Annotated in this window: 18 protein-coding genes and 2 pseudogenes; 14 read left to right on the top strand and 6 right to left on the bottom strand. The window is 64.3% G+C overall.

From position 1 onward, the window contains the following. Window positions 1–11: 11 nt before the first annotated feature. The 3 genes from BB029_RS27815 to BB029_RS27805 all read left to right on the top strand — a co-directional run bounded on the left by BB029_RS27815 (window position 12) and on the right by BB029_RS27805 (window position 3228). Window positions 12–1559, top strand: a complete 1548-nt coding sequence (locus BB029_RS27815) for an MFS transporter (protein WP_065941655.1) — start codon at window positions 12–14, stop codon at window positions 1557–1559. A 227-nt stretch (window positions 1560–1786) separates the two neighbouring features. Then, window positions 1787–2296, top strand: coding sequence for a sigma-70 family RNA polymerase sigma factor (locus BB029_RS27810; RefSeq protein WP_065927404.1), 510 nt, complete (start codon window positions 1787–1789; stop codon window positions 2294–2296). Continuing rightward, window positions 2293–3228 (top strand): FecR domain-containing protein, encoded by a 936-nt coding sequence (locus tag BB029_RS27805; RefSeq protein WP_065941654.1) that lies wholly within the window; start codon window positions 2293–2295, stop codon window positions 3226–3228. Before BB029_RS27810 ends, BB029_RS27805 begins: the two co-directional genes overlap by 4 nt. Window positions 3229–3291: 63 nt before the next feature. Here BB029_RS27805 and BB029_RS27800 read toward each other — a convergent pair whose 3' ends face one another. The 3 genes from BB029_RS27800 to BB029_RS27790 form a co-directional block, all read right to left on the bottom strand. Continuing rightward, window positions 3292–3855, bottom strand: a complete 564-nt coding sequence (locus BB029_RS27800; protein ID WP_065941653.1) for a cytochrome b — start codon at window positions 3853–3855, stop codon at window positions 3292–3294. Between the two features lie 82 nt (window positions 3856–3937). Further along, window positions 3938–5392 (bottom strand): aldehyde dehydrogenase, encoded by a 1455-nt coding sequence (locus BB029_RS27795; RefSeq protein ID WP_065941652.1) that lies wholly within the window; start codon window positions 5390–5392, stop codon window positions 3938–3940. Window positions 5393–5419: 27 nt separating this feature from the next. After that, window positions 5420–6796, bottom strand: a complete 1377-nt coding sequence (locus BB029_RS27790; protein ID WP_065941651.1) for an aspartate aminotransferase family protein — start codon at window positions 6794–6796, stop codon at window positions 5420–5422. Window positions 6797–6987: 191 nt separating this feature from the next. Here BB029_RS27790 and BB029_RS27785 point away from each other — a divergent pair, with 191 nt between their 5' ends. Together BB029_RS27785 and BB029_RS27780 are read left to right on the top strand one after the other, a co-directional pair. After that, complete coding sequence (locus BB029_RS27785; protein WP_065927427.1) at window positions 6988–7956, top strand: helix-turn-helix domain-containing protein; 969 nt, start codon at window positions 6988–6990, stop codon at window positions 7954–7956. A gap of 223 nt (window positions 7957–8179) precedes the next feature. Continuing rightward, entirely contained in the window at window positions 8180–9628 is a 1449-nt protein-coding gene (locus BB029_RS27780) for an APC family permease (RefSeq protein WP_065941650.1), read from the top strand. Window positions 9629–9676: 48 nt separating this feature from the next. Here BB029_RS27780 and BB029_RS34415 read toward each other — a convergent pair. After that, a pseudogene (locus BB029_RS34415) lies at window positions 9677–10219 on the bottom strand (methyl-accepting chemotaxis protein); the annotation flags it as partial. A gap of 315 nt (window positions 10220–10534) precedes the next feature. Beyond that, window positions 10535–11344 (bottom strand): annotated as a pseudogene (locus BB029_RS34410) (HAMP domain-containing protein); the annotation flags it as partial. A gap of 712 nt (window positions 11345–12056) precedes the next feature. On the opposite strand from BB029_RS34410, the gene BB029_RS27770 reads away from it, so the two are divergent. The 3 genes from BB029_RS27770 (at window position 12057) to BB029_RS27760 (ending at window position 16356) form a co-directional block, all read left to right on the top strand. Then, window positions 12057–13505: an APC family permease gene (locus tag BB029_RS27770; protein ID WP_065941648.1), complete on the top strand. Its 1449-nt coding sequence runs from the start codon at window positions 12057–12059 to the stop codon at window positions 13503–13505. Between the two features lie 91 nt (window positions 13506–13596). Next, window positions 13597–15027 (top strand): aldehyde dehydrogenase family protein, encoded by a 1431-nt coding sequence (locus BB029_RS27765; protein ID WP_065941647.1) that lies wholly within the window; start codon window positions 13597–13599, stop codon window positions 15025–15027. 3 nt (window positions 15028–15030) lie between these two features. Further along, window positions 15031–16356: a hypothetical protein gene (locus BB029_RS27760; RefSeq protein ID WP_174557014.1), complete on the top strand. Its 1326-nt coding sequence runs from the start codon at window positions 15031–15033 to the stop codon at window positions 16354–16356. Window positions 16357–16365: 9 nt separating this feature from the next. Here BB029_RS27760 and BB029_RS27755 read toward each other — a convergent pair whose 3' ends face one another. Next, window positions 16366–17124, bottom strand: coding sequence for an IclR family transcriptional regulator (locus BB029_RS27755; RefSeq protein WP_065941646.1), 759 nt, complete (start codon window positions 17122–17124; stop codon window positions 16366–16368). A gap of 237 nt (window positions 17125–17361) precedes the next feature. Between BB029_RS27755 and BB029_RS27750 the strand changes: the two genes are divergently transcribed. From BB029_RS27750 to BB029_RS27725, 6 genes are read left to right on the top strand one after another with little or no spacing between them, the layout of a single operon-like run. Further along, a complete protein-coding gene (locus BB029_RS27750) occupies window positions 17362–18903 on the top strand; it encodes an acetolactate synthase large subunit (RefSeq protein WP_065941645.1) in 1542 nt (513 codons plus the stop codon). Between the two features lie 11 nt (window positions 18904–18914). Beyond that, window positions 18915–20405 carry an aldehyde dehydrogenase family protein gene (locus BB029_RS27745; protein WP_065941644.1) on the top strand — a complete coding sequence of 497 codons (1491 nt, stop codon included), beginning with the start codon at window positions 18915–18917 and terminating at the stop codon, window positions 20403–20405. A gap of 27 nt (window positions 20406–20432) precedes the next feature. Beyond that, complete coding sequence (locus BB029_RS27740) at window positions 20433–21227, top strand: SDR family NAD(P)-dependent oxidoreductase (protein ID WP_065941643.1); 795 nt, start codon at window positions 20433–20435, stop codon at window positions 21225–21227. A gap of 12 nt (window positions 21228–21239) precedes the next feature. Next, on the top strand, window positions 21240–22280 hold the full coding sequence (locus BB029_RS27735; RefSeq protein ID WP_065941642.1) for a YCF48-related protein: 1041 nt from the start codon (window positions 21240–21242) through the stop codon (window positions 22278–22280). A gap of 11 nt (window positions 22281–22291) precedes the next feature. Beyond that, complete coding sequence (locus BB029_RS27730) at window positions 22292–22750, top strand: VOC family protein (RefSeq protein ID WP_012724261.1); 459 nt, start codon at window positions 22292–22294, stop codon at window positions 22748–22750. A 10-nt stretch (window positions 22751–22760) separates the two neighbouring features. Then, window positions 22761–23363: an amino acid synthesis family protein gene (locus tag BB029_RS27725; RefSeq protein ID WP_027606677.1), complete on the top strand. Its 603-nt coding sequence runs from the start codon at window positions 22761–22763 to the stop codon at window positions 23361–23363. Window positions 23364–23385: the final 22 nt, after the last annotated feature.

Genomic DNA, 23385 nt, shown 5'->3' with positions numbered 1-23385 from the left:
TGGAAGGACCCATGAAAACGACCTTTGCCGATACGGCTTTACTGACCATCATCCTGCTGGCGATCTTCGTCGTGCCCAGTTCCATCTCGGGTACGGCGCTCGCGTTGCCGGCCATCGGCGCCGACATCCAGGCGCCGCTGACCAGCCTGCAATGGGTGGTCAATGCGTTCAACCTGGCGTTTGCCTGCTTCACCCTGGCGTGGGGCGCGCTGGCGGATCGGCTCGGGCGCAAACGCTGTTTTGTCGCCGGCGCTTCGCTGTACGTGGTGGCCTCGGTGCTGTCCGCCGTGGCCGAGAGCGCCTGGTTGCTGGACGCGGCGCGGGGGCTGGCGGGCATCGGGGCGGCGGCGATCTTTTCCTGCGGCATCGCGATTTTGTCCACCCACTTCAGCGGCCCGGCGCGGCTGCGCGCGTTTGCCCTGTTCGGCACCGTTGCCGGCCTGGGCGTGAGCCTGGGCCCGACCTTGTCCGGCCTGCTGCTGGACAGCGTCGGCTGGCGCGCGATTTTCTGGGCCCATGGGGTCACCCTGGTGATCGTGCTGCTGGGCAGCCCGTTGATTACCCGCGATGGCGTGTTGGCTGAGCGCACCGCGCGCTTCGATGTGCCGGGGGCGACGCTGTTTGTGCTGGCCTTGCTGGCGCTGATGGTGGCGATTGTGCAGGGCTCGCAATGGGGCTGGACCAGCCGCGGTGTACTCGGCCTGGTGGCGGTCGCCGTGGTGCTGTTGGCGGTGTTTACCTGGCAGGAGCGTCGCCACCTGCAGCCGATGCTCGACCTGTCGCTGCTGGCGCGCGGGCCCTTCGTCGGCCTGGCGCTGGTCACCGTGGCGGCGTCGTTCGGTTTTGTGACCTTGCTCACGTACCTGCCGAGCTACCTGTTCGGCGTGCTGCAATTGAGCGCGACCCATGCGGGCCTGGCGATGTTGCTGCTGACGGTGCCGATGCTGTTTTGCCCGATCCTGGCGGGCAAGTGGGCGGCACGCGGGGTGTCGGCGATCGGCATTCTCAAGGCCAGCCTGATTGCGTTGCTGGTCGGTGTGGTGGCGTTGGCGCTGGTCAGCCAGGTCGGTGTGGCGCTGTGGCAACTGGCAGTGCCGCTGTTGCTGGTGGGCATCGGCATGGGCTTGTCGGCCGGGCTGGTGGATGGCCTGGCGCTCAAGACCGTGCCGGAGCAAAAGGCCGGGATGGCGGCGGGCCTGCTCAACACCTTCCGCCTGGGCAGTGAAGCGATTGCGGTGGCCTTGTATGGCTCGCTGCTGGCGACCTTGCTCGACAGCCAGTTGCGCGGCACGCTGAGCCGCCTGGCGCCCGACCCGGCGACCCTGCAACGCTGGATCGACGACGTCGCCGCCGGCAACCTCACCGGGTCCCTGCAAACCCTGGGCGCGGAGCAGGCGGCGACGGTGCACAGCCTGTTTATCGGCGGCTATGACAGCGCCTTCCATGGTGTGCTCTGGGCGCTGGCCGTGATCCTGCTGGTGCTGACCGTGGTGGTCACCTGGCTGGTACGCCCATTGCGCGAACAGGAACGCAGCGAGGCGCAACTGGCTGCTCACTGAGCCAGGCCCAGCACCGCCTGCGCGGCCCGCAGGCGGTGCTTTGGTGTGTCCGTAAAGCGCCGAAGGTTATGCAAAAAATGCAGCTTGATGGCTTTTTTTATTCTTTTATCTGGTGAAGCCCCCTGGGGCAAACTGGACTCACCTGCCCGGACGCAGGTCTACCTCAAACCGACAGGCCCACCACCACTTGTCCGCTGGCGTGTGCAGTCCATGAAGATTATGGACCTATGGACCCGAATGCTTTGCTCAAGACCCGCCTTATCGGCCAGATTTTCCAGCAGCACTACAGCTGGTTGTGTGCGCGTTTGTCGTACCGCACCGGTTGCAGCCACAGCGCCGAGGACATCGCCGCCGAGACCTTCCTCAAGGTGTGGATGCTGCCCGACCCCACGGCCATTCGCGAACCGCGCGCGCTGCTGACCACCATCGCCCAGCGGCTGATGTACGAGAGCTGGCGCCGGCGCGACCTGGAAAAAGCCTACTTGCAGATCCTCGCCGATGTGCCCGAACACGTGCACCCATCGCCCCAGGAACAGCTGATTCTGATCGAGAGCCTGTTGGCCATCGACCGGCTGCTGGACGGCCTGTCGGGGCAAGCCAAGGCGGTGTTCGTGCACAGCCAGTTGGACGGCATGACCTACACGCAGATCAGTGAACGCCTGGGCCTGTCCCTGGGGCGCATCCACCAATTGATGACCCAGGCCCTGCGCGCCTGTTACCTGGGGTTGAGCGAGTGAGCAAACAGCCTTTGAACGACCCGGTGGCCGAGGAAGCCATTGGCTGGCTGGTGCAGATCCAGTCCGGCGACTTCAGCCCCGCCCAGCAGCAGGCGCTGGATGAATGGCGGGGCACCTCGGCCCATCATCGCCAGGTATACGCGCAACTGCTCGCCGGCCTCGATCAGCTCAAGGCCTCACCCTGGCGCGGGCGCTCCAGCGCGCAGTTGCTGCGTAGCCTGGAGCAACCCAACAGCCGTCGCGCATTCCTGCGTACCAGCCTGTGTGCGCTGGGATTGGCGGCGGGCGCGGGGTGGGGCTGGCGTTTTGAAGACGCGGGGCAGACCTACGCCACCGGCACCGCCGAGCGTCGCACCTGGCAACTGGCCGATGGCAGCACCCTCAAGCTCAATGCCCGCAGCGAGGTGGTCTCGACGTTGGCCGGGGACGCGCACAGCCTTGAACTGCGCACCGGCGAAATGCTGGTGAACCTGCGGCGTCCGCTGCAGGTCAAGACCCGCGCCGCCCATATCAGTGCCACCACGGGCCGCCTGATGCTGAGTGAACAGGACGGCGCGATGCGCCTGGTCACCCTGGATGCCGACGCGGTGCTGCACTTCGACGGCGGTGCCCAGCAACGAGTGGCCATGCACCAGAGCACGCTGTTCGACCACCAGCGCATCCTCACCCAAGTGCCCATGGCCGCCACCGAAACCGCCTGGCTCGACGGCTGGCTGGTGGTGCGCAACCAGACGCTGGCCAGCGTGGTGGAAGCGATCCGACCCTACCGCAAGGGCATCGTACGCCTGGATGCAGCGGTGGCGCAGCTGCGCGTGAGTGGCCGGTTCCCGCTGGATGATGCGCGCCAGACCCTGGAGGCCTTGGAGCAAAGCTTGCCGATCAGGGTGACGCAGTGGGGTGGGGTGCTGGTGTTGATCGGGGCGCGGGCCTAGGGGCCGGCCAGGCGCATGGATGGCTGCCGGGGTTATTTCATGTCCCTTGCCTGCACCATTCATTCAGAGCATCCGGCGCAGCACGTCGTTGCGCGGATCGCGGTCGTAGAAGCGGTGCTTGAGGGCGCCTGCGACATGCAGCACGATCAGCACCAGCAGTGTGTAGGCGAGGACTTTGTGCAGCCACTGGAACACCACGAACCAATCGTCATTCTTCGGCAACAGCTCCGGCAGGTTGACCCCGAAAAAGAACACCCCGTCGCTCATCGTAAAGGTGCTCGACATGGAGTAACCCATCAGCGGCACGATCACCAGCAGGACATACATGACGCGCTGCGTCAGGCGTGACAGGAACCGTTCATACCCGGCCAGGGTTTCCAGCGGCTGCGGCAGCCTGGGGGTACGAAAGCGCACGGCGAGCTGAGTCAGCACCACCAGGAACGTCAACACGCCGAAGGACTTGTGCCACGGGTAATAGAGCTCGAATTTGCTCGCCACCTCATCATTCATGCCGGTCATATGCCAGCCTGCCCAGAGCAGGCCCAGCACCAGTACGGCCCGCAGCCAGTGCAACAGGCGCAGGGACGTCGGGTAGCGATCGATTGTCGGTTGATCCATTGGGTTCATATCAAGCTCTCCAGGGAGCGATGCACGGTGGAATGGCCACCCTCGACGTTGGAGGGTGGCTCGGTCAGGACAGCGCGTGTGCTCAGGCCGGCAGCAGCACGGTGATGACTTTCTCCTCGGTATAGGCCAGCGCGCCGCTGAACCCGCCTTCACGCCCGATACCGCTGGTCTTGACGCCGCCCCAAGGCAGGTTGGCGTCCAGCGGGCTCCAGCAGTTGATACCGACGGCGCCGGCCTTTACCGCCGCCGCCACACGGTGCGCCCTGGCCAGGTCGCCGGTCCAGACCGTGGCCGCCAGGCCGTAGGCGCTGTCGTTGGCGAGGGCGATCGCTTCGTCTTCGCTGTCGAACGTGATCAGCGTGCCGACCGGCCCGAAAATCTCGTCCCGGGCGATGTCCATGTCGTTGCGGGCGTTGGCGAAGATCGTCGGGCGCACGAACCAGCCCTGCTCGGGCGCCGAGACGCCGCCGGCGAGCAGTGTTGCCCCCTGGTCGATGCCCCGCTGAATGTAGCGGTTGACGCGATCGAACTGGGCTTTCTTGGCCACCGGGCCCATCTGTACCCCGGGCTCGCGCGGGTCGCCGACGTTCACTGCGTGTGCGGCCTCGGCCAGCGCGGCGCCGAAACGCTCGGCGAGGCTGCGCTGCACCAGGATCCGCGAGCCGGCGGCACACACCTGGCCCTGGTTGGCGAACAGGCCGAGTGCACAGCCGCGCAGGGCATCGTCGAAGGACGCATCGTCGAACACAATCTGCGGGCTCTTGCCGCCCAGTTCCAGGGCCACGCGCTTGAACAGCACGCCGGCCGTGCGCTGGATTTCACGCCCGGCCTCGGGGCTGCCGGTGAAGCTGATCTTGGCCACATTCGGGTGCTCGCACAGGGCGCGACCGACTTCGTTGCCGTAGCCGGTGACCACGTTGATCACGCCGTCCGGGAAGCCGGCTTCCTGCGCCAGCAGCGCCAGGTGCAGGGCCGACTGCGGGGTTTCCTCCGAAGGCTTGACCACCACGGTACAGCCCGCCGCCAGCAACGCGGCGAGCTTCCACACGGTGATCATCAGCGGCGAGTTCCAGGGCACGATGGCACCGACTACGCCGACGGGCTCGCGCACCGTGTACGACAGGGTTTTGGTGCCGAAGTAACCGCCGGTGGGAATGGTGCGACCTTCGAGCTGATTGGCCCAGCCGGCGGCGGCGCGCAGGTTGGCGATCGCGTTGGGCAGGTCCATCCGGCGCGGTTCGATGGGCGAGCGGCCGATGGCATTGGCGTCCAGATCGGCCAGCCGTTCGCTGTCGCGCTCGACCAGGTCGGCCAGTTTCGCCAACAGTCGGCCACGCTGGGCGCCGCCAAGTTGGCTCCAGCCGCCCCTTTCCAGTTGGTGGCGTGCCGCCGCCACGGCACGTTCCACGTCTTCGCGGGTGCCACGGGCGGAGCTGCCATACGCCTGCTCGGTCACGGGGTTGACCAGGTCGAAACGGCGGCGGTCGAAGGCTTCGCAGGGCGTACCTTCGATGAAATGATTCAAGTGCTCAGTCATGTTGCGGTCCTCGAGTAGTGGGCAGGCTCACGCCTTGAGGGACGCCAGGGCGTCGCCGAAGATGTCCAGGGCCTTGAAGAACAGTTCGCGGGAGATCGTCAGCGAGGGCATCACGCGCATCACGTTGCTGTAGCGGCCGCAGGGGATCATCAGCACGCCGTGGTTGAGCAGGTAGCCCATCAACTGGCCGATCTTTTCGCCCGCCAGGGGCGCCTTGGTGAGCGGATCCTCGACCAGTTCGATACCGATCATCAGGCCGCGCCCGCGCACTTCGCCGACCAGCGGGCTGTTGAAGCCGCGAATATGCGCCTGGGCTTCCAGCCCCAACGTGTGGGCGCGGTTGAGCAGGTCGAGTTGTGGATCCTGCAGGATGCTGATGTTGGTCAACGCCACGGCCGCCGACAACGAGTTGGCGGCAAAGGTGTTGGGCATCGAGCCGTCGGGAATCTTGGCCGCCAGGTCCGAGCGCATGATCAGGCCGGCCATGGGCAGGTCGCTGCCGATGCCCTTGCCGAAGGTGAGCATGTCGGGCTTCACGCCGGAATGTTCGACCGCCCACATCTTGCCGGTGCGTCCTGCGCCGGATTGCACTTCATCGACAATCAGCAATGTGCCGCTGCGGTCGCAGGCCTGGCGCAGCAATTGCAGGAATTCCGGCGAGGGTGGCACGTAGCCGCCTTCGCCCTGCACCGGCTCCACGATCACGGCTGCCACGTCATCGGCGGCCGTGTATGGGGTGTTCAACAGGTAATCGATGTACTCGCCGGCGATCTGCTCGGCGCTTTTGTGGGTGGTGTCGAAGGGGAAACGGTAGGCGTACGGGTAGGGCGCGTGGATTACGCCCCCCATCTGGGCACCGAAGCCCTTGCGGTAGGCCGTGCCGGTGGTCAGCGCGCCCGAGGCATGCCACACGCCGTGGTAGCCGCCATGGAAGGCGATGATCTGGTGGCGTCCGGTAATGCGCCGGGCAAACTTGATCGCGGCCTCCAGCGCATCGCTGCCGCTCTGGGTGAAGAAGGTCACGCAGTCGCCACGCAAGCCATCGGGGGCGATCTCGGAGAGCTTGGCCGCCAACTCGGTGCGCCGTGTGCTGTTGATTTCCAGGGCGTGCATCAGCACTTCGGACTGTTCGCGAATCGCCTGCACCACTTTGGGGTGGCAGCGGCCGACGCTGCTGACGCCCACGCCGGCAGACAGGTCGATGTAGGTGTTGCCGTCGGGGTCTTTGAAGGTCGCACCGAAGGCGCGGTCCATGGCCACCGGCATGCGGCCGCCGCCGCGTGCCATCGACTCGGTGCGCGCCGACAGCGCCAGGGCCTCGAGGGTCTTGGGGCCGGGCAGTGTGCCGGAGACAATGTGCGGGGCATCCGCGAAGTGCAGGGCTTGAAAGTTGGCTTCACTCATGACGGTCTCTCTGGAATGTCGATTTAAGTGTGCCGATCATCTCCGCCGCGGGTTCCCGGCCGGTAGCCCGAATCGGCACATGAGACGCGGGCATTCCAGCGCATAAACAATTTGCAGGATGTGACCGATGTGCGAGTATCAAAGGCATCGGCGATCTAAAAAAAAGAATGTTGGTAGAGGCACACCCCCCAATGAAAAACCAGACGATCAGCCATTTCCGCGATATCCACGTCCACGCAGCCACCATCCAGCAGTGGAGCCAGGACTACAGCCAGCTCACCGCCGGTTCGGCCGAGAGTTCGCTGATGCAACTGACGACGACCGGTTGCCACCTGTTCCTCGAGCAGATCAACCAGCGTGTGGTGCAGAACGGCGTGGCGCCTCGCGACAAGATGTGTTTTGCGGTGCCGATCAATGTGCCCGGCTCGGTTCGCATGCAGGGCCGCGAGGTGGATGACAGCAGCCTGTTCTTCCTCCACGGTGGCGAGGAGTTCATGTTCCATATGCCGATGGGCATGGAGCTTTTGTCCATTACCTTTGAGCGTGAATTGTTCGAAGAGGCGCTGGAACAGACGGCGTCGGCGAAAGAACTCAATCGGTTGCTGCGCCAACCGGTGATAAAGGTGTCTCCCCAGCGTTTCGCCCAGGCCCGGCGTCGATTGCTGGCATTGTTCTCCGAGGCCCTGGTAAACGATGACCTCGACTACACGCGCGAGCGTGAGTCGGCGCTGGAACAAGCCATGCTCGGCGAGCTGCTGCAACTGATGACCGACCCGGCCTGTGACAAGCAGCAGCGCAGCCCCAGTTCCACGCGCAGCTTTATCGTCGAGAAATGTCATCGCCTGGCCACGACCGAAATGATCAACGTGCCCAGCGTGATCGATTTATGCCAGCGTCTCCAGGTGAGTCGGCGCACGGTGCAGAACAGCTTCCGCTCGGTCGCCGAGACCACACCGCTGAATTACCTGCGCTCAGTGAGGCTCAACGGCGTACGCCGAACCTTGATGTCTACCCGGGCATCGGAGCTGTCGATTGGGGACGCCGCCGCCCAGTGGGGTTTCTACCACCTGAGCCATTTTGCCGCGGAGTACCAGGAACTGTTCGCGCAGTTGCCGTCCCACACGACCCGCGCCGCCATTACCGGCAACGTGCGAGCCTGAACCCAAGCCTTTAGCAAGATCGGAATCAGCCTGCGTCGTCCGCTCGGGATGTGCAGGTGTTTCGCCGTGGGCGCTTGCGTTACCGATTTGGGATACCGGCACGCTGTAGGGCAGGCATAGGATCGATGCCAGCGTGCAACAACAACGACAAGCTATTCGGTATCGGTCGACAACCGGCTGCACCGATCCTACAGCGACTGCCTCATACAATAAGGTCAACAGCATGAGTGTATCCAACTCGATCAACAGCTCCACGGAGCTCAAGCGTGGCGCCCTGGGTGTGGGCTTTATCATCTTCTTCGTGGTGTCGGCGGCAAGCCCGCTGAGTGTGATCGCCGGCGGCTTCCCCATCGGCATCATGCTGGGTAACGGCGCGGGCACCCCGGCGTTGCTGATCCTGGCCTTGCTGGTGCTGCTGGCGTTTTCGGTGGGCTACACCACCATGGCGCGCCACTTGACCAATGCCGGCGGTTTCTACGCGTTCACCGCCCGTGGGCTGGGCGGCCTGGCCGGTGGCGCGGCCGGGGTGCTGGCGATGTTTGCCTATAACATCCTGCAGGTCGGCTTGTACGGCATGTTCGGCGGGGTGGTCAGCGGCACCATGGAAGCCGCCTTCGGCCTGGTGCTGCCGTGGTGGTCCTATTCGCTGATGGCGATGGCAAGCATCGCGATCCTGGGGTATCGCAAGATCGACCTGTCCGCGCGGGTATTGTCGGTGATGGTGATCGCCGAGTACCTGGCGATCCTGGTCCTGGATTTCGCCATGCTCAAGTCCGGTGGCGACAGCGGCATCAACCTGGATTCGTTCAGCAGCCGCCATGTGTTCAGCGGCACGCCGTCAATCGGCCTGCTGTTCTGCTTCGCCGCCTTTATCGGCTTCGAGGCCACCACCATCTACGGTGAAGAAGCCCGGGACCCGCAGCGCACCATTCCGATTGCGACCTACTGCTCGGTGTTGCTGATCGGCGGTTTCTACGCGTTGTCGGTCTGGTCGATGGTGGTGGGCGTGGGCGCGGACAAGATCGTGCCGATGCTGCAGGCCTTGCAGGACCCGACTACGTTTATCTATGGCATGTCCGACCATTTTGTCGGCCCGCAGCTGACCCAGGTTATCCGCGTGCTGTTCATGGTCAGCATCTATGCCGGCCTGCTGGCCTTTCACAACGCCGCCGCCCGTTACTTCTACGCCATCGGCCGTGACGGCTTGTTGCACAGCCAGTTGGGCACCACCCATCGGGTGCACCAGAGCCCGCATATGGGCTCGGCCTTGCAGAGCCTGATCTCGGCCGTGGTGGTGTTGATTTTCGCGGCGCTGGATGCCGATCCGATCCTGCAGCTGTTTGCCTGGCTATCCAACCTGGCCACACTGTGCGTGATCCTGCTGATGGCGCTGACCTCGGCCGCGGTGCTGGTGTTCTTCCGGCGCCATCCGCAGCTCAAGGTCGGGCTCTGGCGTGGGCAGATCCTCCCCGGTTTCTCGTGCCTGGCGCTCGTGGCCGTGCTGGTGTTGGCGGTGGTGCATTTCGATGTGCTGACCGGAGCCAGCCAGCTGCTGTCCTACGGCCTCTGCGCGATCATTCCCCTGGCGTTGCTGGGCGGTGTATTCCTCGCGGCGCGGCTGCGCAAGGCGTCGCCGCAGCGGTTCCTGGCCTTGGGCAGCCACAAGCTTTAAGGCGTGGGCGGCGGTGCCTGCCTGCTCCGCCTGACCAGCAGCACGCCATTACACGCGGAAATGCCCGACCAGCTGTTGTTGGTGATTGGCCATCTGATGCAATGCGTCACTGGCCTGCGACGCCTCGTGCATGCGCCCGGCGAGTGTTTCGCTGATACCGCGGATGTCGCTGACGCGATGGCTGATATCGTCCACCACGCTGCTCTGCTCCAGGGCCGCACTGGCGATCTGCTGATTCATCTGTTCGATCACATCCACGGCCTGGGAAATATGCCCCAGCGCCACTCGGGTCTGTTGCACCTGGAGTACGCTGCCGCCGGCTTGCTCGCGGCTCAGTTGGGTGCTGTGTACCACCGCCTGGCTCAGCTGTTGCAACGTTTCGATCACTGTACGCACCTGTTCGACCGAACTCTGGGTGTTGCTGGCCAGGTGCCTGACTTCATCGGCCACCACCGTAAAACCGCGACCCTGTTCGCCGGCCCGGGCCGCTTCGATGGCCGCATTCAACGCCAGCAGGTTGGTCTGTTGCGCGATGGCGCTGATCACGTCCAGTACCTGACCGATCTGGTTGCTGCTGTCGGCCAGGGCGTTGACTTGCTGGAGGGTGGTTTCCAGGCGTTGGTCGAGGGCCTCGATGCTGCGTTCGGCGGTGGAGAACACCGCCTGGCCTGAGCGGCTCGCGTTTTCGGCGGCGGTGGCGGCGTCGGCGGCGCTGTGGGAGTGACGGGCCACTTCCTGGGCACTGGCGCTCATTTCGTGCAGCGCGGTGGCGGCCAGCTCCACTTCGCGGTATTGGCGCTGCATACCGGCACTGACTTCGCGGGCAATGCCGGACGAGGTGTCGGCGCTGTCGCGGGTGTCCAGGGACGCGGTCTGGATGGCACGAATAATCGGCTGCAAGGTGTCGAGGAAACGGTTGAAACCATTGGCCAGGCGGCCCAGCTCGTCGCGTCGCCCGACGGGCAGGCGCTGGGTCAGGTCCCCGTCGCCTTCGACAATGGCATCGAGCAGCTCGGCCATCTTCAGCAATGGGCGAGTCACGCCGTAGGCCGCCAGCCAGATCAGCAGCATCCCCAGGCTGCTGGCCAGGATGCCCAGGCCAAGGTTGAGCCAGTTGGACTCACGGCTTTTGTCGTCCAGTTCGCTCTGCATCTGCCGGGCGGAGGCCTGCACCCGTGCCTGCGGGACCTTGATCTGCAGTTGCCAGGCTGGGGTGCCCGCTGCCGTTTGCACGGCTTGGCGGATGTCCAGGGTTTCCCCTGCGACATCGCCGCTGCGTCCCGCCACTTGACCCGAAGCCGACACCAGGGTGACCTCGCTGTCGCCCTGGTACAGGTCCTGGCTGAGGTTGGCGGCCAGTTTCTGCAAGGTGTCGAGGCTGATATCCATGCCCACCACGCCGAGCACGTTGCCGTCGACGATCAGGGGGATGGAAATGCTGCTCATCAGGGCTTTGTGGCCTTCCACTTCGATGGTGTACGGCTCGACCACACACACCTGTCGTTGCGCCTGAGGGCAGGCGTACCAGGCGTTTGCCGGTGCGCTGCCGGGGGGCGCAGTGTTGGCGGCGATTTGTGCCTCGCTCAACACCTCCTGCACCAGTTGCCCCGGCTGGCTCTGGGACCAGTACAGCGCAAAGCGCCCGGTTTCATTCGCGGCCAGGGCGCGTTGGTCGCGCCAGTCGGCGTCGCTGCCGGCCAGTGCGTCGGGCAGCATGATCACGTACAGGCCGAGGACTTTTTCGCGCTGCCTGAGGGCTTCTCGGGCGATGCCGACCAGGGCTTGACGCAACTGCACGACCGTCAGGCGTCCATTGAGGGTTTGCTCGCGCAGTTGCAGAACCTGCTGGGCGAACCCTTCGCCATACAGCGCGGTTTCATTGAAAAACCGCTCCACCTGTTGGCCATGAGCCACGGCCTGGGCCTGCAAGCGTTCCAGCGCGGCCTGTGTCAGCAACGTGCTGCTCTGCTCCTTGAGCAGCTTTGCACTGGTTTGATTCTGGTAGGCGCTGGCGCCAATCAGCGCGCCCACGACTGCCAGCAGGCAAAGTCCGCTCAGCAGGGTGATACGCCATTGGAGGGTGAGATGGGCTGGACGCATGGCTGGGGCTTCCTACGGAGGCGTTGGCGGTGATGGGCACGTTCTTATTCTTGTTGCCGGCATCCGCGCATAGCACGGGTGAGGCTAGGGTGCGGGCATGACAGGCCGGGTGGCTATCCCAAATCGGCAACAGCGCGAGGAGGGATCGGGCGGCCCCGACCTGTTTTGGGGCGGGGCTTTGGATGCTACCGATTTGGGATAGCGAGCCGTTCCAGGGCGGGCATAGGATCAAATTCAGCGCGCAACTAAAACAAAACGCTAACCGGTGCCGATGCGGTGTGGTCGGGCCAACCCAAAAGCGACTGCCTCATACAATAAGGTCAACAACATGAGTGTATCTATCCCGGTCAACAGCTCTACGGAGCTCAAGCGTGGTGCCCTGGGTGTGGGCTTCATCATCTTCTTCGTGATATCGGCGGCAAGCCCGCTCAGTGTGATCGCCGGCGGCTTCCCCATCGGCATCATGCTGGGTAACGGTGCGGGCACCCCGGCGTTGCTGATCCTGGCCTTGTTGGTGCTGCTGGCGTTCTCGGTGGGCTACACCACCATGGCGCGCCATCTGACCAATGCCGGCGGTTTCTACGCGTTCACCGCCCGTGGGCTGGGCGGCCTGGCCGGTGGCGCGGCCGGGGTGCTGGCGATGTTCGCCTATAACATCCTGCAGGTCGGGTTGTACGGGATGTTCGGTGGCGTGGTCAGTGGCACCATGGAAACCGCCTTCGGCCTGGTGCTGCCCTGGTGGGCCTACTCGCTGATGGCGATGGTGAGCATCGCGATCCTGGGCTATCGCAAGATTGACCTGTCGGCACGGGTGCTGTCGGTGGTGGTGATCGCCGAGTACCTGGCGATCCTGGTCCTGGACTTCGCGATCCTCAAGTCCGGCGGCGACAGCGGCATCAACCTGGACTCGTTCAGCAGTCGTCATGTGTTCAGTGGTACGCCGTCAATCGGCTTGCTGTTCTGCTTCGCCGCCTTTATCGGCTTCGAGGCCACCACTATCTACGGCGAAGAGGCCAGGAACCCCAAGCGCAGTATCCCGATTGCCACCTACTGTTCGGTGTTGCTGATCGGTGGTTTCTACGCGCTGTCGGTGTGGTCGATGGTGGTGGGCGTGGGGGCGGACAAAATCGTGCCGCTGCTGCAGTCCCTGCAGGACCCGACGACTTTTATCTATGGGATGTCCGACCACTTTGTCGGCCCGCAGCTGACCCAGATCATCCGCGTGCTGTTCATGGTCAGTATTTATGCCGGGCTGTTGGCCTTTCACAACGCCGCCGCGCGTTACTTCTACGCCATCGGCCGCGACGGCCTGTTGCACAGCCTGTTGGGCACCACCCATCGCGTGCACCAGAGCCCGCATATGGGCTCGGCGTTGCAGAGTTTGATCGCTGCGGTCGTGGTGCTGATATTTGCCGCGATGGATGCCGATCCCATCCTGCAACTGTTTGCCTGGCTGTCCAACCTGGCCACGTTGTGCGTGATCCTGTTGATGGCGCTGACCTCGGTGTCGGTGTGCGTCTACTTTCATCGCCATCCCGAGCTTAAGGTCGGGCTGCTGCGTGGACGGATCCTGCCCGGTATTTCGAGCCTGGCGCTGGTGATGGTGTTGGTGTTGGCGGTGGTGCATTTCGATGTGCTGACCGGCGCCAGCCAACTGCTGTCCTATAGCCTCTGCGCGATTATTCCGGCGGCCTTGATCATCGGCATCGTGCTCGCCGCGCGACTGCGCAACAGCTCGCCGCAACGCTTCCTGGCCTTGGGCAGCCACAAGCTTTAAGGCCCCCGCGTTTTTATCGCTCGACTAACCAGACAATCGCAGCCTGCCGTTGCTCGGCATGGCGCGCCAGCGTGTGAAAGGAAGGTTTCAAATGCACAACTATAAAATGCTCATCGATGGGATCCAGGTGGCCGGTGAAGAAGGCCGGTTCGATGTGATCAACCCGGCCACCGGGGCCGTGTTCGCCCAGTGCCCGGCCGGTTCCCTGGGGCAACTCGACCAGGCGGTGAACGCCGCGCAGTTGGCCTTCAAGAGCTGGCGCCACAGCAGCCACCCTGATCGCTGTGAACGTTTGTTGGCGATTGCCGCCGATATCGAGCAGGAGGCCCCATCACTGGCCCGGCTGATTGTGCTGGAACAGGGCAAGCCGCTGGAGCTGGCCTTTTCCGAGGTCATGGGCGCCGCCGCCTGGACGCGCTACGCGGCCGGGCAGGAAATTGCGGTGGAACGGGTGGAAGAAACGCCCACCCAGCGCATTGAGCTGCACCGCAAACCCTTGGGCGTGGTGGCGTCGATCACCCCCTGGAACTGGCCGTTCATGATTGCCGTCTGGCACATCATGCCGGCGCTGCGTGCCGGCAACTGCGTGATCAGCAAACCGTCGAGCCTGACGCCGCTGAGCACCCTGGGCCTGGCCGAGATCATTGCCCGGCATGTGCCCCGTGGCGTCATCAACTGCGTGACCGGCGAGCAGGGCTTCGGCAGTGCGATCACCTCGCACCCGGGGATCCAGAAGATCGTGTTCACCGGTTCCACGGCCACCGGGCAAAGCGTGATGCGCGGTGCCGCCAGCAACCTCAAGCGCCTGACCCTGGAACTCGGTGGTAACGACGCCGCCATCGTATTGCCGGGGACCTCCGTGGAGGCCGTGGCCGAGGAAATTTTCCAGGCGGCCTTTCTCAACATGGGCCAGACCTGTGCTGCGCTCAAGCGCCTGTATATCCATGAGTCGCAGTACGAGGCTTTTGCCGACGCGCTGACGCACATTGCGGCGCGCCAGGTCGTGGGCGACGGCCTGGACGCCGGTGTCACCTTCGGGCCGGTGCAGAACCTTGAGCAACTGGAACTGGTGGAGGCATTGGTCGACGACGCACGGGCACAGGGTGCGCGCGTGTTATGTGGCGGTGCGCGCCTGGACCATCCGGGCTATTTCTATCCGCCGACGCTGGTTGCAGACGTGACCGACGGCCATCGCCTGGTCGACGAAGAACAGTTCGGCCCGGTGTTGCCGTTGATTGCCTACCGGGATGTCGAGGATGTCCTGAAGCGCGCCAATGCCGGTGATATGGGCCTCGGCGGCTCGGTCTGGGGGCCGGATGTCGAGCAGGCCCAGGCCTTGGCCAGTCGCCTGGAGAGTGGTGTGGCATGGGTCAACTGCCACGCCCAGATCCAGCCGAACACGCCGTTTGGCGGCAGCAAGATGTCGGGATTCGGTGTCGAGTTCGGCCTGGAGGGGCTGCTGGAGTTCACGGGGCAGCAACTGTTGTTTGTGCGCAAGCAGGCTGTCGAAGAAGGAGTTTGAGCCATGCGTTATCTATCCCGTCATCCCGTATTCGGTTGCACGCTTGTGTGCACCCTGGCGCTCGGCGCTATCAGTCAGGTGCACGCTTATGAGCTGTACAGCGATGAGAGCCGTCACCTCAACGCCGACATGACCGCGGTGTTCGGTCAGTTCAACAGTCGCAAGAACTACGACGGCACGCCGGGCGGCTCCAGTTGGCGTGAAGGCTTTATCAAGTATGGCTTGAGTGGCGACCAGGCACTCGGCGGCATTGGCCGCGCCTACGGGGCATTTGCCCTGGTCAGCTCCGCCACGTGGGGCGATGGCGATCCGGGTGGCAACAGCCTCGGCACCGAGCGCACCACGAAGATTGAAGACGCCTACCTGGGCTGGCGCTCCGGCGATCTGTTCCCGGCACTCGGTCAGGACGGCGTGGATATTTCCGGCGGGCGCCAGGTCGTCAAGGTCGGCCGAGGGTTCCTGATCAACGACGATGGGCTGAACCCGGGCAAGGGCCCGGCGGATGGCACCTTGAACCGTGGGGGCGCCTACTACCTGGCGGCCCGGCACGCGTTCGACCAAACCGCGGTGGTGCGCCTGGGGGGGCAGGATGGCCTGCATGGCAGCGTGTTGTGGCTCAAGTCCGACAACCGCATCCAGGCCGAGACCGAGTTGGCCGCCGGTACCCTGGATTACACCGCCCAACCGGGGACGCTCGGCTTGACCTGGGTCCATGGCCTGGACGTGAACGATCAATGGGCCAGCGATTTTCAACGCCAGCGCAAGGGCATGAACATTTATAGCGTGCGCGGTGAAGGCGATGCGGGCATCAAGAACGTCAGCCTGGCGTTCGAGTACGCCTGGCAGGACAAGGACGCCGGGCCAGAAAAAGCCTGGTACGGCGAAGCGGGCTACACCTTCGCCGATATCGCCTGGGCGCCCAAGGTGACGTATCGCTACACCCGCTATTCGCAGAACTGGGATGCACTGTTCACCGGCCAGAGCACGGGCTACGGCACCTGGTTCCAGGGCGAAGTGGCCGGCAATTACGCCGGGCCGTTCAACACCAATACCCGCATCCACCATGTCGGGCTGAAGGCAACCCCACTGGAAAACCTGAGCCTGGGCGCGCTGTATTTCGACTACGCCACCGTGCGCAAAAGCAACGCGTTGAACCTCGATGGCCGTGAGTTGGATGTGTACGCCGAGTGGGCGGTCAACCCGCACGTGATCATCACCCCGCTGGTGGGGCTGTACACACCCAGGCAGGACGCGACCACCGGGGGCAATCAGGTCGGCGGCAACGGCACCAACCTGTACAGCCAGTTGACGGTGGCCGTGCCGTTCTGAGCATGACGCCTAGGGGGCGGTGTGGCTCGGCGGGTTGCGCATGTTTTCGGCAATCCGCCGGGTGGTGTCCATGACCATTTCGATCACGGTTTCCTGGCGCAGCAGCTTGAAGTTCTGGGTGGTGCCGACGGCCGACAGGCTGCCGACCACCTCGTCGAGGTCCGCCTGGATGATCGGCGCAGCGATACCGGTCAAGCCCAGGTTGAGTTCGTCGTGGGTCAGGCAGTAACCGTCCTTGCGGATTTTTTTCGCGGCCCTGGAGAAGCCCGCCCAGTCATACGGGCTGTCCGGGTCGTTGGCCATGTGCTCGTCGAACAGGCGTTGCAGGCGGCGTCCTTTCTGGAAGGCGATCAAGACCTTCGATTGTGCCCCGCGGAAAAACGGCAGCGGTTGCCCGCGCCCGAACGCGAAGTGATAGGTGTCGGTGGGTTCGGCGATGTAGGTGTTGATGATGCGCCCGTCGTAAAACACGCTGGCGAACACCGCCAGGCCCGTTTGCGCCGACAGCTCGTGCATCAGCTCGCGCCCGGCGAGAAGGATCGGGTCGTACTGGCGCATCATCCAGTCCAGCTCGATGACCCGCGGGCCCAGGCCGTAGCTGCCGGCGTCCACGCGGGTCAGCAGGCCGGCGTCACACAAATCCTTGACGTAGCGGTACACGGTCGCCCGTGACAGGCCCATGCGCTCGGCAATGGTGTCGGGGTCGATCTTCAGCATTTGCGGACCGAACAGGTCGAGGATGCTCAGCAATTTGCTCAGGCTGCTCATTGTGTTCCTAAAAGAAAGGGAAGGGCGCTTGTGGCGTCCCCACGGGGACCCGGTTGCCCAAGCGCTGGCGCAACACTACCGCAGTGAGAGAAAAACGCAATCGCGGGTTAGCTTTTGAGGCTATTAAAATCTCATAAATCTCATTAAATGAGAAAAGCGTACATAAAGTTCTTGTTGGTTGCGGATTTGTATGTGATAAATCTCATCACTGCAAATGCTCAAGCAAGAGGGCTGAAAATGAATGGTGCGCAACTGATAGTGAATGCGGCAGCGGCAAGCGGTATCGAGTACTGCTTCGCCAACCCCGGGACCACCGAGATTCCCCTGGTGGCCGCCATGGCCAGCGCACCTGCTCTCAAGCCGGTGTTGTCGCTGTTCGAAGGGGTCTGCACGGGGGCTGCGGACGGCTATGGCCGGATCGCCGGCAAGCCGGCCATGACCCTGACCCACCTGGGGCCGGGCTTTGCCAATGGCATCGCCAACCTGCACAACGCGCGTCGGGCCAATACGCCGATCGTCAACGTCATCGGCGATCACGCCTCCTGGCATGTCAACTACGATCCGCCCTTGGCCAGCGACATCCAGGCCCTGGCCGGTGCCGTTTCCGGTTGGGTGCGCACCTCGCGCACCGCTGCCGGTATCGGTGAGGATCTGCAGGAAGCCGTGCGTGCGGCCTGGCAGGCCAAAGGCCAGATCGCCAGCCTGATCCTGCCCATGGACCTGCAGGCCCACGCAGTGACCCATAACGGTGTGTTCGCACCTCTGCGCGCGCCGGTTCGCCGGTTTGCCGGTGACCGGGTCGAAACCGTGGCGCAGGCATTGCGTGACGGCCAGCGGCTGGTGTTTATCGTCGGCGATGAGGGCTTGTCGGTCGCGGGCCTGGAAGCGGCGGGACGCCTGGCGCAACTGCCCGGCGTACGCCTGTTTGCCGAGACCTTTCCGCGCCTGAGCTACCGTGGCGGTGGCTTGCCTGACCTGGATCGCCTGCCGTATTTCCCGGAAGTGGCGATTGAAATCCTTGAGCAGTACGACCTGGTCATCTGTGCGGGCGTGCCGGAGCCCATCAGTTATTTTGGCTACGAAGGCATCCCGTCGCGCCTCGCCGAGCGTGAGCGCCTGCTGAGCCTGGCCGAGGTCGGTGACGATGTCGCCGGCGCGCTGACGGCGCTGGCCGATGCCCTGGCCGCACCGGCCTACGTGCCGACGCCGGAGGGTATCGAACTGCCGCCCGGCCATGCCGAACTGACACCGCAGTCCATTGGCCAAGTGCTGGCCGCGTCACTGCCCCACGACAGCATTGTCTCGGTCGAGGGCGGCACCTGCGGCTACCCCTTCTTTACCGCCTCCGCCCGCGCCGCGCGGCATCGGGTATTGACCAATACCGGTGGCGCGATCGGCCAGGGGATTCCGGTGGGCTTCGGCGCCGCTTTGGCGGAACGCGGCAATAGCGTGTTCTGCCTGCAATCCGACGGCAGTGCCCAGTACACCATCCAGACCCTGTGGAGCATCGCCCGCGAGCAGTTGCCGGTGGTGATCCTGATTGCCGCCAACCATCGCTACGCGATTTTGCAGAACGAACTTCGCCGTTTCGGCATGACCGAAATGGACCCCCAGGCCCTGCGCCTGACCGTGCTCGACAGCCCGCGTATTGACTGGAAGGCCCTGGCCAAAGGCTACGGGGTCCCGGCCTGCACGGTCCAGACCAATGCCGAACTGCAACGGGCCCTGGCCAATGCCAAGGCCGACCGCGGCCCTTGCCTGATCGAAATGGCGCTGTGAAGGAGTCGACTATGCATCAGCCCGAATTATTACCTGCCGTCCAGGCGTTCCTGGCGCAGCCCGGTCGCCTGTTCATCGGCGGCACCTGGCAGGACGCCGCCAGCGGTCGTCGCTTTGCCGTGGAAAACCCGGCCACCGAACAGACCCTGGCCGAAGTCGCCCAGGGCGATGAACGCGATGTGAATGCGGCCGTCGCGGCCGCCCGCGCAGCCTTCACCGGCACGTGGGCCTTGCAGTCACCGGCGCAGCGCGGCCTGTTGCTGTTTCGCCTGGCCGATCTGTTGGACCAGCACCGCGAGGAACTGGCGCAACTGATCACCCTGGAGAACGGCAAGCCTATCGCCAACGCGCGCGGTGAGGCGGCCAGCGCGGCAAACATCATTCGCTACTTCGCCGGCTGGCCCACCAAGATCGAAGGCAGCACGCTGCCCGTATCCCCGGCCAGCGGCGCGCCGATGCTCAACTACACGTTGCGCGAACCGGTGGGGGTCTGCGCGCTGATCGTGCCGTGGAACTTCCCGTTGACCATGTGCGTGTGGAAGCTCGGCCCGGCGTTGGCCACCGGTTGCGTGGCGGTGCTCAAGCCCGCCGAGCAGACCCCGCTGGTCGCGATCCGCCTGGTGCAACTGATCGAGGCCGCAGGTTTCCCCGCCGGCGTCGTCAACCTGATCACCGGCCTGGGTGCCGACACGGGTGCACCGCTGGCACAGCACCCCGACGTGGACAAGATCGCCTTTACCGGCTCGACCCAGGTTGGGCGGCTGATCGCCCAGGCGGCCACCGGCAACATGAAAAAGGTCTCGCTGGAGCTGGGCGGCAAGTCGCCGAACATCATCCTGCCCGACGCCGACATCGTGCGCGCCGCCAAGGGCGCCGCCGATGGGATTTTCTATAACCAGGGCCAGGTATGTACGGCCGGCTCGCGCCTGTATGTGCACGCCAGTGTGCTCGACCAGGTGCTCGGAGAATTGCAGCGCCATGCCGCCGCCTATGTGCTGGGCAATGGCCTGGACCCGGCCAACAGCATGGGGCCGTTGGTGTCCGCGCGGCAGTTGAACACCGTCAAGGGTTACCTGCAGCGGGGCCGGGAGGAGGGTGCCGAACTGATCTGTGGCGGCGAGCGCCCCCCGCACCTGGAGCATGGGCATTTCATTCAACCGAGCGTGTTCCTCGACCGTGCCGAGCGCGCCTGCGTGGCCCGCGAAGAAATCTTCGGCCCGGTACTGACCGTCATGAGCTGGACCGACATCGACGACTTGGTGCTGCGCGCCAACGATTCGCCGTATGGCCTCGCCGCCGGCCTGTGGACCCGCGACCTGCGTTCGGCGCACCGCGTGGCGGCACAGCTCAAGGCCGGTTCGGTATGGATCAACTGTTGGAACGTGGTCGATCCCTCTTCACCGTTCGGTGGCTACAAACAATCCGGCTGGGGCCGGGAAATGGGCAAGAACGTGATCGATGCCTACACCGAGACCAAAAGCGTGTTTGTCGATCTGGCCTGAACTGAATAATCACACGAGGTAATTGCTATGGATCTGGAATTGAAAGGCCGCGTGGCCATTGTCACCGGTGGCGGTATGGGCATCGGCAAGGAAGTCGCACGTTTTCTCTCCGAGGAAGGCTGCAAGGTGGTGATCTGCGCGCGGCGCATGGCGTTCCTGCAACTGGCGGCCGAAGAGATCAGTGCACAGACCGGCAATGAAGTGCTGCCGCTGTTCTGCGACACCAATGACATGAAGGCCGTGTCGGAGATGGTCGAGGCGGCGCACAAGCATTTCGGCCGTATCGACATCCTGGTCAACGGGGCCGCGGCGCCATCGGGTGTGGTGCGCAATGACATCGAACACGCCGGCGACGATGAGTTGCTGTCGGACCTCAACACCAAGGTGATCGGCTACTTCCGCTGCGCCAAGGCCGTGACCCCGCACATGAAGGCGGCCGGCTTCGGACGCATCATCAACATCGGCGGCCTCACCGGGCGCAGCAGCAAGGTGCTTTCGGGCATGCGCAACCTGGCGATCGCGCACATGACCAAGACCCTGTCCGACCAGCTCGGCCCGTCGGGGATCACGGTCAACCTGATCCACCCGGGCGTGGTGGATACCCCGCATATCCAGGAGCTGTACGACCGCGAAGCCGTCAAGCAAGGCAAGACCGCGCAGCAGGTCGAGCAGGCCTACATCGACGCGACACCGATTCGCCGCACCCTCGCACCGATTGAAATGGGCTGGCTGATTGGCTTCCTGGCGTCGCCGAAAGCGGCTGCGGTGACCGGTGAATCCATCGGCATCGACGGCGGTTTGACCCGTGGCATCTATATCTGAGGAGTATCACAGATGAGTAATGGAACCCTTTTGGTCGCCACCGTCGGGCAAGCGGTGATCCGCAGTGCCGACGATGGCCGTACCTGGCATCGCCTGGGCCTGGGGCAGGACCTGGAGTTCGATGCGATCACCCGATCCTTGAGCCTGCACCCCGACACGCCCGAGCGGATCTATGCCGGTACCGATGTGGGCTTGTGTGTGAGCCACGATACCGGTGGGCATTGGCAGCGCATCGATTCGCCTTTCAACGGGCAGACCGTGTGGAAAGTTGCGGTTGACCCGCAGGATGCACAACGAATTTTCGTCGGCACCGGCGCGCCTTCGCGTGCCGTGTTGTGGCGCACCCTGGACGGCGGCCTGAGCTGGGATCGCGCCCCGGTGGAAATCCCCGAGTTCTGCGATGGCGTCAGCCGCCCACGCCTGCTGGCCTTCGCCTATGACCCCACTGACCGCAACCAGTTGTGGTTCGGCCTGGAGGAGGGCGGGCTGTTCCATTCCCGCGACGGCGGCGACAGTTGGACCCGCGTCGACGACCGGCTGCTGTGGGACTACAACTCCGACGTCCACAACATCCTGGTGCTGCCCAACCACGGCGAGAAAGTCATCGTGGTGGTCTGCGTCAATGCGGTGTACCGCAGCCTGGACGAGGGGCTGACCTGGACCGGCATCATCGGTCGCGAAGCCTTCGGCCTGTACTACATACGCGCCATGAACGCGCCGTTGGGCACGCAGAACGAGCTGTACCTGAGTATTTCCGATGGCACCCCCGGCACCACCAGCAAGATCCTGGTGTCCCGTGATGCCGCACTCACTTGGAACGTGCTGCCGCTGCCACAGCAGCCCAACTCCTGTGTCTGGGCGATTGCCTTCAACCCGGCCAACCCGCGACAGATCGTGGCGGGCACCAAGTACGGGCATTTGTTCACCTCCGACAATGGCGGTGACGGCTGGCAGAAGCATTGGCGGGAATTCAGCGAGATCGCTGATGTGCTCTGGACGCCTGCGGTTGCGCAGATCAAGTCCGGGCATCAATCCATCGTCAAAAAGCACTGAGGGATAGCGCCATGAAGATCGAGATCCTGCGGACTCACTTATCGCTGTGGGTCAGTGACCCTGACGTGTCGGCACGCTGGTACGCCGACATCCTGGGCATGCACGAAAGTGCCCGGGGCGAGAGCTGGGTCATGATGGCATTTGGCGGCAAGCACCACGACATCGCCCTGATTCGCGCCGACCCCGGCGCCCATCAAGGCGGGTTGGGCCTGCAGCACTACGGCCTGGAAATCGCCGGGGACATGACCACCCTGCGCCAGCTCTACGGCATGTTGCTGGGCAAGGGCGTCGAGGTGGTGAAGATCACCGATCACGAGATCGGCCATGGCGTGTATTTCAACGACCCCGACGGCAATCGCATGGAGTTCTTCCTCGAGACCGAACACGACGATGCGCGCGGCAAGGCCCGGTTCAAGGCCGCCGGCGCGCCGAGCCGACATTTCAACCTGGATCCACTCGACCCACTTTGAGGCAACCCTGATGAAAACCGCGAATTTTGCTACGTATCACATCCGCAAATGGTACAGCTTTGTCGAAGAAACCCTGGCCAACGAAACCGGCCAGCTGGCCGATGGCGAGCCCCTGTTCAAGTACGCGATCGCCGCCGTGATCGCCAACCCCTATGCCGGTCGCTACAGCGAGTCGCTCGCCGAACTGGTCGACCCTTCGCCGTTGCTGGGCGAAGAGTTCGGCCGGCGCATACAGGCACTGGCCGGTGCCCATGAGATTGTCAGCTATGGTAAGGCGATCCTGGTGGGCAGCGCGGGCGAATACGAGCACGGCAACGCGTTCCTGACCAACCCGGCCGCCGACCCGATTCGCGTCGCACTGGGCGGTGGCAAGTCGTGGGTGCCTTCCACCGGCAAGCGCGGCGGCCCGGGTTCGACCATTGACGTCCCCCTGGCGCACAAGGATGCGCTCTACGTACGTTCCCACTACGACAGCATGTCGCTGATGTTCGGCGACGGCCCCGCGCCGGACGAAGTCATCGTGATCTGGGCCTTCGCCACGCGCGGGCGCCTGCACGCACGGCTGGGTGGCCTGCGTGCCGAAGACATCCAGGGCGTTGACGGGCTGCACTGATGACACGTGTGCGGGCCTTGGC

Source organism: Pseudomonas sp. S3E12 (assembly GCF_001702295.1).
GTDB lineage: Bacteria > Pseudomonadota > Gammaproteobacteria > Pseudomonadales > Pseudomonadaceae > Aquipseudomonas > Aquipseudomonas marginalis.
The sequence above is the reverse complement of the archived record's forward strand: the minus strand, read 5'-3'. Positions and strand labels throughout refer to the sequence as shown.